This window comes from Pelotalea chapellei (assembly GCF_018531195.1).
GTDB classification, from domain to species: Bacteria; Desulfobacterota; Desulfuromonadia; order Geobacterales; family Pseudopelobacteraceae; genus Pelotalea; species Pelotalea chapellei.
This window is the reverse complement of the sequence record NZ_JAHDYS010000017.1, coordinates 31734-45782: the sequence shown is the minus strand read 5'-3', so window position 1 is coordinate 45782 and position 14049 is coordinate 31734. Positions and strand designations below refer to the sequence as shown.

The window sequence follows — 14049 nt, the reverse complement described above, 5'->3', positions numbered from 1 at the left end:
ATGGGCTCAGCCACCGTACAGTTGTTGCCTCTGGCTATCGTGATCGGCCTGTTCTCCCTTTTTATCATTTCCGGTTTGCGTACCAGAAAAAGACAGGTATCGGAATACGGGTTTGCGGGGGGATACACCAGTCGAGTCGGCATTGGCGCAGCGATTGCCACCAACTGGATGAGCGCCGCCAGTTTTCTCGGACTGGCCGGGATGTTTTATCTTAAGGGCTATTTTGCCATGGCGTTTGTTGTGGGATGGACCGGCGGATACGTGCTGCTGCTGGTGCTGATGGCTTCGCAGATCCGGCGTTTCGGACAGTACACCGCTCCTGACTTCGTTGCATTTCGCTATGAATCTGAAGTAGCCCGCACGCTGGCTGCTGTAATTGCCATTGCCATTTCCGTCATCTACAGTGTTGCACAATTCAAGGGCATCGCTTTGCTGGTCTCCTGGCTTTTCGGCATTGACTATGCTCCGGCGGTAATTCTTGGTGCTTCGCTGGTGGTAAGTTTCGTGCTCATATCCGGTACCCTGGGGGTGGCCCGTAATCAGAAGCTGCAGTATTTCGTGCTGATCATCGCCTTCATCGTGCCGCTCATGCTGCTGACTCGCAAGCTCGGCTACTTCTGGCTGCTGCCCCAGTTCGGATATGGAGCGGCCATTGTTGATCTTCAACAGCAGTTCGGCTTTGTCTGGCCGAAACCTTTTGCCGATGGATCCCCCTTTGCCTGGTTTGCCCTCTGCTTCACACTCATGTTCGGTACGGCCGGTTTGCCGCACGTGCTCTCGCGTTTCTACATGGTGCCAGGCATCAGGGATGCCCGTTGGGGGCTGGTATGGGGACTTTTTTTCATTGCCCTGATCTATTGGTCAGCTCCGGCCTATGCTGTGCTGGCTCGACTGTTCGAGGCTGCCGGCGGGATTCCCTATAAACCTTCTGATCTTGCCTCTGCGGATTTGGTCATACTTTCGGCAGCGACCAATGGTGGTCTGCCTGTTTGGGTAACCGGTCTGCTGGTGGCGGGCGGAATGAGTGCCGCTTTTTCTACTGTGGCCGGATTGATGCTGACTGGTGCCGCATCGTTTTCCTATGATATCTACCCCCGCCTCATTCGGCCAGGTGCATCGGAAAGCGATAAAGTATACGCAGCCAAAGCATTTTTTCTGGTTCTTGCTCTGGGTGCCATGCTGTTAGCCCTGCAGCCGACCAGGATGATGATTGCAGAGATAGCCGCCTTGGCATTCGCACTGGCCGGGAATACGATATTTCCTGCGTTCCTGCTGGGCATCTGGTGGGGGCGGGCCAACAGCACCGGGGTCATCACAGGCATGCTTGTGGGGGTCTGTATCACTTCAGCTCCCTTGCTTCTTGGAACCTCCGTGCCGATCATAACAACACTTTTGCCGGCCACTTCATCGGCCTTTCTGGGGGCACCTCTGGTGATTGTAATCATCATGCTGGTTTCCACGTTGACCGCTCCTCCCTCCCAAAAGATCCGCTCGTTCCTCAACCATCAGGTACACGACTGCGAGGAAGAATAATGCCGGTCACTCTTTCATCAAAAGGCAAGGATTTCGAGGCATGGAGATCAGCAGAGGAATTTGCCGTCACCTGCAGGCAGATGCTTTTGAGCAAAACCGACATGCTTTTGTCGGATCAGGCCGAAGCACTTTTTGCTGCTGCCGACCGATATCTGGCAGAGAAAGCAGCTGCTCACGAAGCTAATCTGGCAAACTTGAGAAACTTGATGGATCAGGCTGGACAGACTACTGTTCCCCGTGACTTGAAACAGCTGCTGACTGACTTCTATACAAATGCATATGATTTCTTCGGTCAGAACCGTTCCTCTGTCGCTTTCTACACCCTGAGTAATTCTTTTCTCAGGGCAGTGTGTGCTGCCATTGTCGGGCACGCCAAGAAGGAGCTAGGTCTGAGCGCGGACAAGCTGCCTCCCATTACGCTGGTTGTGCTCGGAAGCGGCGGCAGACTGGAATTCTCTCCTTTCAGTCGCTTGCCGTTGCTGATGGTGCATGGTGAAACTGACGCTTCCGGAACGGTACCGCTGCGGCTGTTTGGCAAGATACTGCATGAGGCTTTCGAAGAAGCAGGGCTCTTTCCCGACGATGTCGTAACCCCCCGAAATCCTGCCTGGAACAGCACCATGGCATTCTGGCGTCATGGCCTCGAACAGAAGATAAGGCAGGGAACGCTGAAGGAAATCATAGACCTGCTCAAACTTGCCGATCAGACGGTTATTCACGATGAAGGTCTTGGAATGGAATTCAGGGAGCATTGTCTGACCCTGCTGAAGAGCAGTCATACGTCGCTTGATCTGATGGTCAAGCGTCTTCTGGAACTTCCACGGGGACTAGGCATCATGGGCGGCCTGAAGTATGAAAAGCGGGGGGTCTGCCAGGGATATTTCAATCTGTTCAGCCACGCTCTTCTGCCCTTGACAGCCGCCGTTACTGCCCTGGCCCTGCTCAAGGGTGTTGCCCAAGCCTCAACAACGGATCGTATCAGGGGCTTGCTCAGGCGTGGGGATCTCAACGTTGAAATGGCAGAAAGGCTTTTGGAAACGTGGCATCTTTTCAATGAGATGCGCCTTGATCAGGAAGCTTCACTGCGGCCGGATTGGGAGCGAAAGAATGTACTTTGCCTCGATACGGAGGATTGGGACAAATCCTTCTTCGACCGTTTCAAAGAAAGTCTTGAAACCGTGTCCACACTTCATCGTCAGGTCGGCATTGCATTCAATACCTTTCTGGAAGCTGTCTGATGCGGATTTCCCTATCCACCGGGTCACTGTTTATTCTGCCGTTACCCAGAGCTTTTGAACTTTCGGCAGAAGCAGGCTTCGATGGTGTCGAGCTGATCATCAATCAGGACTTCCAACGGGTCAACTGCGTAAAGCTGATCACCTCTCTGCAGCAGACTGCAACCATTCATTCCATTCATGCTCCTTTCATGCCTTTGGATGGATGGGGCGGCCCGATAGACTCCCTCAAGCGCTGTGTAATGCTGGCTGCTGAATGTGGCATTCCGCTGGTCAATTTCCACCCCCCGTCATGGATGAGTTTCGAGGTTGGGTTCTGGCGCTGGCTTTACAGTATTCGCGACTTCCAGAAGGAGATTGGTCTGGACGGCAAAGTTATTGTCACCATGGAAAACATGCCCTGGGTTGGTAAGATGAAGATAAATCCGCACATCCTATCCAACACTCAGAGGCTGATCGAGTTTCTGCGGGAACACAACCTGGCCATGACCTTTGACTGTACCCATATGGGCTCAAGCAAAGCGAACTTCATCAACGATTTTTATCTTTGTTATGAAACAGGTCGCATCCGTAATATTCATTTTTCCGATTACGGCTATGGTCGGGAACACCTGTTGCCGGGACACGGAACTTTACCGCTGACACGATTTTTGAACCACCTGCGCAATACTGATTACAAGGACACTGTTACACTGGAGCTTGATCCTCGTGAGTTTCCCAAGGGAGAGCATATTATCTTGCAGAGTCTGCAGGAGATCCTGGCCTTTCTGCGCAAGGAGACCAATACGCAGGTCAGCAGAGTCGATTATGATCAGCAGTTCGAACAATATGGTGCAGGGCTGGGAGAATAGATCCTGATGAATCGGGACATGAAGACTGGGAGATAACGAGACTGAGAAGCTGATTCTCAGGCGTCTATATATGTCTGACCGCTATATTGAAAAATCGTTGCTTGCCTTTGTGGGCTGTTCACTTCTTATTCATCTGGTAGTGGCGTTCCTGGTGTTGTATCTGCCTGCACAACAACCGCCACCCCCCAAGGAACCTGTCTTCATCGACCTGCAGCAGGTACCCGAGCTTAAAGCTGAAGCACCCCGGCAGCAGCAGACGCCACGCCTCTCTGACCGACGGATGAGGGCTGAGCGGGAGATGGCGCCGAGGGGGATCGACGCTCGTGATAGCATGCCTGCACAAGCGTCTCGTTCAATTCCCCGTTCCCGACCGCCACAACCACAGATACAACCACAGACCCAACCGCAGGTCGTGCAACCGGCTCCAGGTGAAATGGCAACTCCAGGCCGGCCGTCATTGCCGCTTCCCTCCCGTGTTCCAGATCAGGTTCCGCCAGGTTCGTCGGCATCCAGTCTCTTGAAACCCCGGCAACAGCAGACGGCACAGAACCGGAGCAAGCCGCAGCTCTTTCCTGCTGCCAGCAAAATGGCCAAATTGGAAGAAAATTACCGCCGCAAATTTGAGGGTGAGATTGCCGAAGGGGACACAAAATTCCTCAATACCGACGACATCCAGTTCGGCTCATTTCTGCGGCGTTTTGAGAACGCCGTATATGGCGTCTGGCGCTATCCCCAGGAGGCTGCAAGAAACGGTATCGAAGGAATTACGCCGGTCAAGATCACCTTTAATCGCCGAGGTGAAATCATGCATGTGCAGTTGCTTGAGAGTTCCGGAGCCGTTGTTCTTGATGATGAGGTGCTTCGGACATTGAAACAGATCGGACCGGTTGGTTCTTTTCCCCGGGGTTACGACAAGGATGAGTTCCATCTGCTCGCTTTTTTTCAATATGGATTGTCAAGGAAATCACTCAGATGAAGCGCAATGGTTTCCTGATAGCAGCTCCCCAGAGCGGTAGCGGAAAGACTACAGTCAGTCTGGCGATCATGGCTGCCTTGCGTCAGCGTGGGTTGTCAGTGGCTCCCTTTAAGTGTGGCCCCGATTTCATCGATCCCGGTTACCATCGTCAGGCTGCGGGACTTCCCTCCGTAAATCTCGACGGTTGGATGTGTCCTGAATCATATGTTGTCGATACATTCGGTGTGCATGCAAATGGAGCTGATGTTGCAATAATCGAAGGGGTGATGGGACTGTTCGATGGCATTGGCGGTTCTCTTATGCAAGGTAGCAGTGCCCAGGTTGCCGCGGTTACCGGAGCACCGGTTGTGCTTGTGGTCAATGCACGCGGGATGGCGGCCAGTGCGGCGCCCTTGGTGGCCGGCTTTGCCGGTTTTGATGCAAGAGTCAAGCTGGCCGGGGTGATCTTCAACAATGTGGGCAGTGCGTCTCATGGCGATCTGCTGCGGCAGGTGATGGCTGAGCATCTGCCGGATGTGGCGCTGTTGGGCTGTATTCCCAGAAATGCAGCGCTGGAAATTCCGTCGCGCCATCTGGGGTTGGTGACGGTTGAAGATAATCCTCTTTCGACAGAGTACCTGGTGCATCTGGCTGAGATGGCCGAGAAGTATCTGGACCTGGATGAGTTGGTAGGGCTTCAAATCCCCCCCGGCCCCCCTTTTGCAAAGGGGGGGGCAACAATTCCTCCCCCCTTTATCAAAGGGGGGCCGGGGGGGATTTCTCCCATTCGCATTGCCGTGGCCCGCGATGCCGCTTTCTGCTTCGTCTATGAGGATAATCTGCGTCTGCTGCGGGAGGCCGGCGTCGAAATCGTGCCCTTTTCACCGCTGGATGACGACGTTCTGCCGCCTGATATCAGCGGCATCTACCTGCCGGGTGGCTATCCCGAGCTGTATGCGGATCGTCTGGCTGGCAACAGCAGCATGCTGGAATCAATCAAAAAAGCTGTAGATGAAGATATGCCGGTGTATGCCGAATGTGGCGGATTCATCTATCTTACCGAGGGAATGGAGCCTGCGGGGGGGAACCCGGCAGCCGATTTTGTCGGTATCTTCCCGGTGCGTACCCGCATGCTTCCTAAGCGCAAGGCACTCGGCTATCGCCAGGTGGAATTCATTACAGATACCGTCATTGGTACGAGCGGTACTTCCGCTCGGGGACATGAATTTCATTATTCCGAAATCAGCCCCATGCCGGAGCATGTCGAGCGCTGTTACCGTGTAATCAGACAAGGCGTTCAGTTGGGGGCCGAGGGTTATCGCTTCCGCAACTGTCTTGGCTCCTATATTCACCTGCATTTCGGCAGCAATCCTGCCATTGCTCAAGTCTTCGCGGAGGCTTGTAAAAGCAGGCGCTCCATGCTACAAACCGGAGCCCCAACCTGGGGACCGGAGTGATTTGATGAAGTTTTGCGTTCTGTTGTTGTCAGTTGTCCTGCCCCTGGTTTTTCTTCCGGAATACTCTTATGCAATGCACATATCAGAAGGTATTCTGCCGTTTTCCTGGGCATTGGTGTGGTTTGTAGTATCTGCACCGTTTCTTGCCCTGGGGTTGCGCACCTTGGCTCGTCGCTCGGCCCAGGATCTTTCCAGCAAGCCGCTGGTTGGTATGATGGCAGCGGTGGTGTTTGTCATCTCCTGCATGCCGATCCCGATGCCGACAGGCACCTGTTCACATCCCTGCGGCACCGGGCTGGCAGCCGTTATCCTTGGTCCGACTCTGGGAGTGGTTGTTGCCGCTGTCGCACTACTGATTCAGGCCCTGTTTCTGTCCCATGGCGGCCTCACAACCTGGGGTGCCAACCTGTTTGCCATGGGAGTGATCGGTTCATTTGCCGGATACCTGAGCTTTCGGCTGATGCGTATTTGCGGAGTCGGACCGGTGGCGGCTGCCTTTGTGGCCGGACTGATGGCGGATTGGTCAACCTATGCTACAACCGCGGTGATTTTGGCGGCCGGCATCAAGGGAACCGGTCCTTTCTGGCCACTGTTCACCAAGATCGGTCTGGCTTTTGTTCCGACTCAGCTTCCATTAGGAATCCTGGAGGGAACCATAACGGCAGGAATGGTGTCATTGCTGCGCAAAAAACGTCCGGACCTGCTGGCTCGTACTGCATTGGCAGCTACCGTAGGAGGTGACAGGTGAGACACTTGTTATGTGGTATTGTGCTGAGTGTGGCGCTTTTGACTGGTAGATCCGATGCGGTGGAAAAGTGGCAGGGGCTTGACGAAGCCGTGGTTCAGAAAATCGCTGCCGAGCAGGGACGCAACGCACGTGAACCGTTGGTATCCCTTGAAGGTGATCTGCAACTGTTCGCATTTTTGCTGGCAGGTGCCGTGGGCGGTTTTATGGCTGGATATTATTGGCGGGTCCTGCTGGAAGGGAAAAAACAGTCGAGCAAATAAAGTTGAAAGGTTAACTTACCTTTTACTCTTTGAGGGCCGCTTTTCAGGGGAGAATTTACGGTTGTTGCCCGATCCCGGCTTGTTGGTGGTTTTTGGTCGGGCTACACTGACACTTATCACTCGATTTATCAGCAGGGCGCCATCCAGAAGGTTAATCGCCTCCTTGACCTGCTCCTCGGTAGCCATTCTTACATAGCCGCACTCTTTGAACTCTCCGGTTTGATTGTCTCTGATCAGATGGACTGATGTCACGGTGCCCGCTACTGTAAACAACTTTATGAGGTCCTCTTCCGTTGCTTTTGGTGAAATACTCCCCACATACAATTCCTTACTCATTGTTCACTCCTTAAAGTACGTCCCTTTACGCTGGCTGTTGCCAGCACTGTAAGTCTCATTTCCCGACTGCCAACGCCTGCTGTCGGAAATAGAACTTTTAATGGAAGCTGGTTCCGTCCTGCCGCTTCATCCATCTGGTAAGGAAGGCTGAGGTGGTTGGCAAGCTTTTCAATCACGCGGCGATGCGGCTCATCATCTGCAAAAACGAGCAGTTGAATACCGTGTTGTGCGAGCAGTTTATTGTACGTGTAAATCTCCTCAGGTGCAAGTTCACCACAGGCAACGGCAACGGTCAGTCCGGCATGACCGGCTGTGAAATTGGAAAAGCCTTGAATAATACCGAGAGATGGCACGAGGAGGTTGAGTTTTTCGGCAAACTTTCTTCCCAGATCACAACTGGAAACGGCTGCTATTTCCACGCTGCGAGAGGTGACATTGACTGGAGATGGCAGCGGTTCCGGTGGTATTGCAGCAGGTGAAATCTCCGGTTGAACGACGGCTTTTTCTGCTCTTCGCGCCATGCGCTCCGGTCGGGCAGGCAGGGGGATGGTCAAGCGTTGACCTCTGACGAGGCTGCGTGGATTGTGGATGTTGTTGAGGCTCATGATTTCAGGAATCAGCTGTTCAGCTGCATCATTTGAAAGACCGTAATGCCGCATGAGAATCAGAAATAGATGATCACCCGGTTGGACGAGGTAGCTGCTGCTTTCCGAAGGAGAGAGGGTGGCCGCGGCAGATTTAAGTTTTTTGCGGGATTCCATCTTGTGCGGTTGCGAAGAACGGACATTGCCTGGTAGATCTTTAAGGTCAAGTTCAAAGTCGGAAGGTGCGGCAAAGGCGGCAAGACTGCCGGCAAAGAGTGATGCAGCGATTATGGAGGCATGAAAGCTCTTTTTCATGGGCGCATCGTATATTATTTAATGAGAGGCATAAACACTTTTATTATCAATATCTCAAAATATCTACAAACTTACCTGTCGAAGAAAGTTCAGGCTTTTCAGGCGGCGTCCCGTATGGGCGGATATGGCGTCATCAAGCAGTGCGCCTGCCTGAATCAGGACGTCTGGCTGAAGCGGTATCGAACCGAATGTTCCGGTCCCGAGGCATGCCTGCAGGTTTTTCAAGGTTGCGTCTGATAATGGACGTCCTGGTGCCGCACACGGACCACAGCACAGCTCACCCCCTTCCAGCAGAATTGCTCCGCGGGTATTATAGGAAGTGCCGCAGCGGGAGCAGTTTTCCAGTGCTGGACGATAGCCGAGGATGTTCAGAAGGTTGATCTCGAAGAAACGACGTTCATCTTCCTGTGCAGGTGCGGTTTCCAAACGGTCAAGATAGGCAGCAAACAGGCGGTAGAGACGGGGCAGCGGCTGACTCTCGGCGGTGATTGAATCCACCAGTTCACAGGCGTACAGGGCATGGGCGATCTTCTCCAGGTCATTGCGGATGTGGGGATAGATGCTGTGGATATCAGCCTGGACCAGCCCGGATAACCCCTCCTTGATCCTCACCTGAACCTCGATTCTGGCAAAAGGTTCCAAGGCTGCGCCAAAGCGTTTGCGGCTCTTGCGCGCCCCCCGTGCAAATGCCCGCAGTCGACCCTGTTCCAGGGTAAACAGTGATACGATCCGATCGCTGTCGCCATAGTCTATGGTGGAGATGGTAAAGGCTTGTAGTTTTTCGGTATGCATAGAGTGTAGCTTGTTCCACGGTGTTTTTCATTGACCACATGCAGTGTATCAGCGATATTGCTCGAAACCGTTGTCAAAACTAATTGGAGGATGTTATGAAAAAAATTGTCTGTATTGGTTTAGTACTGAGCACACTTACTGGATGCCAGCCGGCCAATATTTCAGCAGTCATGCGAGGTTCGGATCGCGATACTCCTTACATGGAGACCCGATGCGAGCCAAGTGACATGCGAGATGCAACAGAAATGCAACAGGTTTTCTCCAAGTATGATGGTTGGAGGATGGTTTATCTCTCCGAATTCACGACGGGTAACAGATTTGGAACGGTAGGCGTTATCTGTTTTGAACGGCCAAAGAAATAACGATAAAGGTTGTGAGGCCGGTTGACCACCCATCTAAGGTGTGTCAATGGGCCTCGCTCCAGTTGGCGCCGTGACTGATATCAACCTTCAGCGGCACCCGCATCTCCACTGCCTGGGACATTTCTTCCTCTACCAGCACTTCCATTCTTAGCAGTTCCTCTTCCGGAACTTCAAAAACCAGTTCATCATGCACTTGCATAATCAGGCGGCTGGCGAGTCCCTCTTTGCGGATTCTTCCATCCACCCGGATCATGGCGCTTTTGATGATGTCGGCAGCCGACCCCTGGATCGGGTAATTGATGGCGTTGCGTTGGGCAAAGGCGCGCACATTGCCGTTGCTGCTGGAAATATCCGGAATGGGCAGCCTGCGGTTGAGGATTGTGGTGACATAGCCGGTCTGCTCGGCCTGTCGGACACACGCCTCGAGGAAATCCACGGCTCCCGCGTGGCGCTGCTTGTATGTGCTGATGAATTCCTCTGCTGTTTTGCGGGCAATGCCCAACTGCTTGGCCAGGCTGAATGAGCCTTGCCCATAGATGATGCCGAAGTTGATGGTCTTGGCCTGACGGCGCATATCCGGGGTGATCATTTCGGGAAACAGCCCGAATACTTCGGCAGCGGTACGGGTGTGGATATCCTCGTCATTGGCAAAGGCGTGGCAGAAAACCTGGTCTCCGGAGAGATGGGCCAGCACGCGTAGTTCGATCTGTGAATAGTCGGCCGAGAGTATCACCTGGCCCGGGGGGGCGATAAAGGCATGACGGATCAGGCGCCCTTCGTTACTACGGATTGGAATGTTCTGCAGGTTGGGATCGGATGAAGAAAGGCGTCCGGTGTTGGTGACGGTCTGGTTGTAGGAGGTATGCACCCGCCCTGTGATCGGACTGACCAGGCGCGGCAAGGAGTCACTGTAGGTTGATTTGAGTTTGCATATGCCCCGATACTCAAGGATCAGGCGGGCGATCTCATGCTCCTCTGCAAGGGCAGTCAGTACCTCATTATCGGTGGACCAACCAGTTTTGCCTTTGTTTTTCTTGCCGGTCTTCAGTCCCATACGTTCAAAGAGTACCTCCCCCATCTGTTTGGGAGAATTGAGATTAAACGGGGCACCGGCCAAGGCGTACACGTTGTTCTCCAACTCGGCAAGACGCAGGGCGAACTCTGCTGAGAGGCGGTCCAGCAGTTGGACATCCAGCAGAACGCCATGGTTCTCCATGGCACCCAGGATCGACATCAACGGTATTTCCAGGTTCTGGAAGAGCGGTTCCAGGCCGTGCTCTTTCAGCAGGGGCCCAAACTTCTGACGCAGAAGCCAGGTGGCGTCCGCATCTTCGCAGGCGTAGCGGCTGGCATCCTCGATCTCCACCTGTGCAAAATTTTTCTGTTCCTTGCCGGTGCCGGTAGCATCGCTATAACTGATCATCTTGTGGCCGAGGTGCTCGATGGATAGGGCCTCGAGGCCATGCCCCTGGCGTGCTGGATTGAGCAGATAGGAGGCCAGCATGGTATCGAAAGATACCCCTTTCAGGTCAATACCGCAGTTGGCCAGCACCTGCATGTCAAATTTTATATTCTGGCCTACCTTGCGCAAATCTGGATTTTCCAGAAGCGGAACCAGGCGTTTCAGCACCAGTGCGCAGGGGAGTTGTCCCGGCTGGAGAACCGTACCGGTATTGTTGCCCTGTGGATCAGCCAGCGGGAGCGGTGTGGTGCCATTCGCGGCAGGGATTGCTGTGAAACAGCCGCACAGCTCTCGTTTCGGCGGAAGTGGTCCCGAAATGTGCCACACCGGGATGTAGCAGGCGGCATGCTCCGTGTGGGAGAAGGACAGGCCGACAATGATGGCCTGCCGAGGTTCAAGGCTGGTGGTCTCCAGATCCAGAGCAAATTCTCCGGCCTGTTCCAGTTCCCGGACCAATTCGTCCAGTTCCGCTTCCGTGGTAATAGTGCGGTAATTTTCGGTAGAAAGGGTGGAACGCCCGGTCAGTTCCTTGATCAGGGAAGTAAAGCCGTACTTCTTGAAGAAGTTATTCAAGGTCTCCTGGTCCGGTTCCCGCGCAGCCAGATCCTCCAGAGTAATTTCTATCGGGACGTCACAATTGATGGTGGCTAAACGGCGTGAAAGCAGCGCCTGTTCCTGAAATGCGCACAGCTTCTCGCCAACCTTACCCTTGACCTCTCCACAGCGCTCAAGAAGCTGGTCCAGAGAACCAAACTGCTGGATCAGTTTTGTGGCGGTTTTTTCCCCGATTCCTGGCACTCCCGGGATGTTGTCTGATGCATCACCCGCAAGTCCCAGGATGTCCGTGACCCGCTCCGGAGGGACGCCGAAACGCTCGATCACCTCGGCAATGCCAGATTCCTTGCCCTTCATCGTGTCCAACAGGGTGACCTTGTCGGTCACGATCTGCATCAGATCCTTGTCGCCGGTAACAACCACCACCCGGCCGCCATTTTTTGCGAATTTGGCAGCCAGTTTGCCAATGATGTCATCCGCTTCGTAACCTTCCAGTTCCAGGGTAGGGATATTGAACGCCCGCACAACTTCGCGGATCGGCCCCATCTGTACAGACAGGTCGTCGGGCATGGTCGCCCGGTTGGCCTTGTAATCAGAATACATTTCGGTGCGGAAAGTGATTTTTCCTGCATCGAAAACCATGGCCACGTGATGGGGGGAATAATCCTTGAGCAGCTTGAGCAGCATCTGCACGAAGCCGTAAATGGCGTTGGTAGGGTGCCCGCTGGGAGAGGAGAGGTGGCGGATGGCGAAGTAGGCCCGGTAGATATAGGAAGAGCCATCGATTAGATAGAGTGTGTCTTTGTTCATGATGCTGTTGCTCCGGGAGTATCTTCGCGTGTGAATAGAATAAACGCCATGGAAGGGCGTCGGCTCGAATCGCGCATGGCAAACTGCATGCTGTCGAAATGCCAGCCCTTGGAGGTCCATTCATTAAGTGTCTGTTGAATTGACTCTTCGGTTACGGTGGAAAGTTCAAGCACTTTATACGTCAGCATAGTAATGCCCCTGCATTTTTTTAATATCGTAGTCAACCCTGTTCCACTCTTCAAGCGGAAACAGAAAAGGCGGCTTGGAAGCCGCCTTTTGATAGCCATTCGGAAAGATGTATTTATTTCTGGAAGCCAAGTTTGGCTGAGATTTCTTCGGAAGCCTTGATGGCCAGGGGAATTAATTCCTTGTCAATCCGTTCGTCTCCGAAGCGCATGGAAGGACCTGAAATACTGACAGCACCAATTATGCGGCGGGTATAATCACGGATAGGGGCGCTGACGCATTTGACTCCGATGTCCAGTTCCTCGTTGTCGATCGCATAACCCTGCTCGGCTATTTCCTTAAGCTGTTTCTTAAGCTGATCTTTGTCAATGATGGTGTTGTTGGTAAAACGCTTGAGCTCTCTGCCCGGCAGATAATTTTCCAGTTCCTCGTCGCTCATAAAGGCAATCTGAACTTTTCCTGCGGCAGTGCAGTAGGCAGGCAGGCGTGAGCCGACCCGGGGAACGACACGGACAGTCATGTCGGTTTCCACTGCATCCAGATAGATGATGCTGAAATCCTTAAGGATTGCTACATAGGTTGTCTCATTGCAGTCTTTGACCAATGATTCCAAGACCGGTTTTGACTGGCGCAGAAGGCCCATCTGACGTATAAACGTCTGCCCCAATTCCAATGTTTTTAATCCTAGACGATAATTTTCCGTGACGCGGTTCTGTTCTATGTAACCGCGCGACTCGAGCGTAGCCAGTAATCGGAAAACATTGTTCTTATGCAGTTTGAGCCGTTTGCTGAGCTCAGTTACCCCCAATTCGTCAGTTTCTCCGTGAAACTGCTCCAAAAGGTCCAGTGCATGAGACACTGCCTGGATGAGATATTCTGATTTTTCTTTTTTAGCCATGGTGGTATCCTGTCAATTGTAATGTGGTGATCGAAAATGTGTGGTTGTTAACTTGCTGGAACAGCTGATAAAAAATAGCAAACATTAAAAATTGAGTCAAGAGTGCTTGTGTTTTAAAAATCATAGAATAATGTTTTATATATGTCAACTAGCAATAAGTCTTTGTTTTACCTTTAATAATATTGTTTTGAAAAAAAATTATTAAATTTATTGTTAAAAATTTTTAGCGGAGGGATGTGTGCTAAACCTCAGAAAAAAGATCCTGGTAGCTATAGATGGCTCGCCCCAGTCTGATAAGGCAGCAGAAGAGGCTGTCCGAATGGCGGCTGGCAGCCAGAGTCAGTTCATGAGCCGTATTTATGCCATGCTGGTACTGCCCAATGCACCTACTTCAACTTATACTGACTTTGTCCCCTCAGCGCCGGTTACGGAAACTGATCGATGGGATCAATTGCGTCGCCAGATATTCTACGTGATCGAGAAAAGCGCCCTGGAGCATAATGTTCCGCTTGAAATGGTTGTGGAATACGGTGAACCGGCCGAAAAGCTCCTGAATTTTGCCAAAAAAGAGCAGGTGGACGTGATTGTCATCGGCAGCTCCGGAAAAGGCTTTCTGCAGCGTCGTCTCAAAGGTAGTGTTTCCCATAAGGTCGCTACTACCGCAGCCTGTTCAGTATATATTGTCAGGTAATTGTGTTAGGCATCACATG

15 protein-coding genes are annotated in these 14049 nt (G+C 52.7%); 9 read left to right on the top strand and 6 right to left on the bottom strand.

Annotation, left to right across the window (positions count from 1 at the left end; genetic code table 11):
- From KJB30_RS15320 to KJB30_RS15290, 7 genes are all read left to right on the top strand, one after another.
- Positions 1–1533: a sodium:solute symporter family transporter gene (locus KJB30_RS15320; protein ID WP_214300915.1), complete on the top strand. Its 1533-nt coding sequence runs from the start codon at positions 1–3 to the stop codon at positions 1531–1533.
- Complete coding sequence (locus KJB30_RS15315) at positions 1533–2771, top strand: putative nucleotidyltransferase substrate binding domain-containing protein (protein ID WP_214300913.1); 1239 nt, start codon at positions 1533–1535, stop codon at positions 2769–2771. Before KJB30_RS15320 ends, KJB30_RS15315 begins: the two co-directional genes overlap by 1 nt.
- Positions 2771–3619, top strand: coding sequence for a sugar phosphate isomerase/epimerase family protein (locus KJB30_RS15310; protein ID WP_214300911.1), 849 nt, complete (start codon positions 2771–2773; stop codon positions 3617–3619). The genes KJB30_RS15315 and KJB30_RS15310 overlap by 1 nt, the downstream gene beginning before the upstream one ends.
- A 70-nt stretch (positions 3620–3689) precedes the next feature.
- On the top strand, positions 3690–4595 hold the full coding sequence (locus tag KJB30_RS15305; protein ID WP_214300909.1) for a TonB family protein: 906 nt from the start codon (positions 3690–3692) through the stop codon (positions 4593–4595).
- Positions 4592–6031 carry a cobyrinic acid a,c-diamide synthase CobB gene (locus tag KJB30_RS15300; protein WP_214300907.1) on the top strand — a complete coding sequence of 480 codons (1440 nt, stop codon included), beginning with the start codon at positions 4592–4594 and terminating at the stop codon, positions 6029–6031. The genes KJB30_RS15305 and KJB30_RS15300 overlap by 4 nt, the downstream gene beginning before the upstream one ends.
- A gap of 4 nt (positions 6032–6035) precedes the next feature.
- Complete coding sequence (locus tag KJB30_RS15295; RefSeq protein WP_214300905.1) at positions 6036–6779, top strand: energy-coupling factor ABC transporter permease; 744 nt, start codon at positions 6036–6038, stop codon at positions 6777–6779.
- A complete protein-coding gene (locus KJB30_RS15290) occupies positions 6776–7039 on the top strand; it encodes a cobalt transporter (protein ID WP_214300903.1) in 264 nt (87 codons plus the stop codon). The genes KJB30_RS15295 and KJB30_RS15290 overlap by 4 nt, the downstream gene beginning before the upstream one ends.
- Before the next feature lie 15 nt (positions 7040–7054).
- Here the strand turns inward: KJB30_RS15290 and KJB30_RS15285 are convergent, their stop codons facing one another.
- The 3 genes from KJB30_RS15285 to recO form a co-directional block, all read right to left on the bottom strand.
- Positions 7055–7375, bottom strand: coding sequence for an RNA recognition motif domain-containing protein (locus KJB30_RS15285; protein ID WP_214300901.1), 321 nt, complete (start codon positions 7373–7375; stop codon positions 7055–7057).
- Positions 7372–8274, bottom strand: a complete 903-nt coding sequence (locus KJB30_RS15280; protein ID WP_214300899.1) for a LysM peptidoglycan-binding domain-containing protein — start codon at positions 8272–8274, stop codon at positions 7372–7374. Before KJB30_RS15280 ends, KJB30_RS15285 begins: the two co-directional genes overlap by 4 nt.
- Before the next feature lie 63 nt (positions 8275–8337).
- Complete coding sequence (gene recO / locus KJB30_RS15275) at positions 8338–9066, bottom strand: DNA repair protein RecO (RefSeq protein WP_214300897.1); 729 nt, start codon at positions 9064–9066, stop codon at positions 8338–8340.
- Between the two features lie 95 nt (positions 9067–9161).
- Between recO and KJB30_RS15270 the strand changes: the two genes are divergently transcribed.
- Positions 9162–9428 (top strand): hypothetical protein, encoded by a 267-nt coding sequence (locus tag KJB30_RS15270; protein ID WP_214300895.1) that lies wholly within the window; start codon positions 9162–9164, stop codon positions 9426–9428.
- Between the two features lie 43 nt (positions 9429–9471).
- On the opposite strand, the gene polA is transcribed toward KJB30_RS15270, so the two are convergent.
- The 3 genes from polA to KJB30_RS15255 all read right to left on the bottom strand — a co-directional run bounded on the left by polA (position 9472) and on the right by KJB30_RS15255 (position 13339).
- Positions 9472–12255: a DNA polymerase I gene (polA, locus tag KJB30_RS15265; protein ID WP_214300893.1), complete on the bottom strand. Its 2784-nt coding sequence runs from the start codon at positions 12253–12255 to the stop codon at positions 9472–9474.
- Complete coding sequence (locus KJB30_RS15260) at positions 12252–12443, bottom strand: DUF4177 domain-containing protein (RefSeq protein ID WP_214300891.1); 192 nt, start codon at positions 12441–12443, stop codon at positions 12252–12254. Before KJB30_RS15260 ends, polA begins: the two co-directional genes overlap by 4 nt.
- Positions 12444–12556: 113 nt before the next feature.
- Complete coding sequence (locus tag KJB30_RS15255; protein WP_214300889.1) at positions 12557–13339, bottom strand: IclR family transcriptional regulator; 783 nt, start codon at positions 13337–13339, stop codon at positions 12557–12559.
- A 238-nt stretch (positions 13340–13577) separates the two neighbouring features.
- Between KJB30_RS15255 and KJB30_RS15250 the strand changes: the two genes are divergently transcribed.
- Positions 13578–14030 (top strand): universal stress protein, encoded by a 453-nt coding sequence (locus KJB30_RS15250; protein WP_214300887.1) that lies wholly within the window; start codon positions 13578–13580, stop codon positions 14028–14030.
- Positions 14031–14049 lie beyond the last annotated feature (19 nt).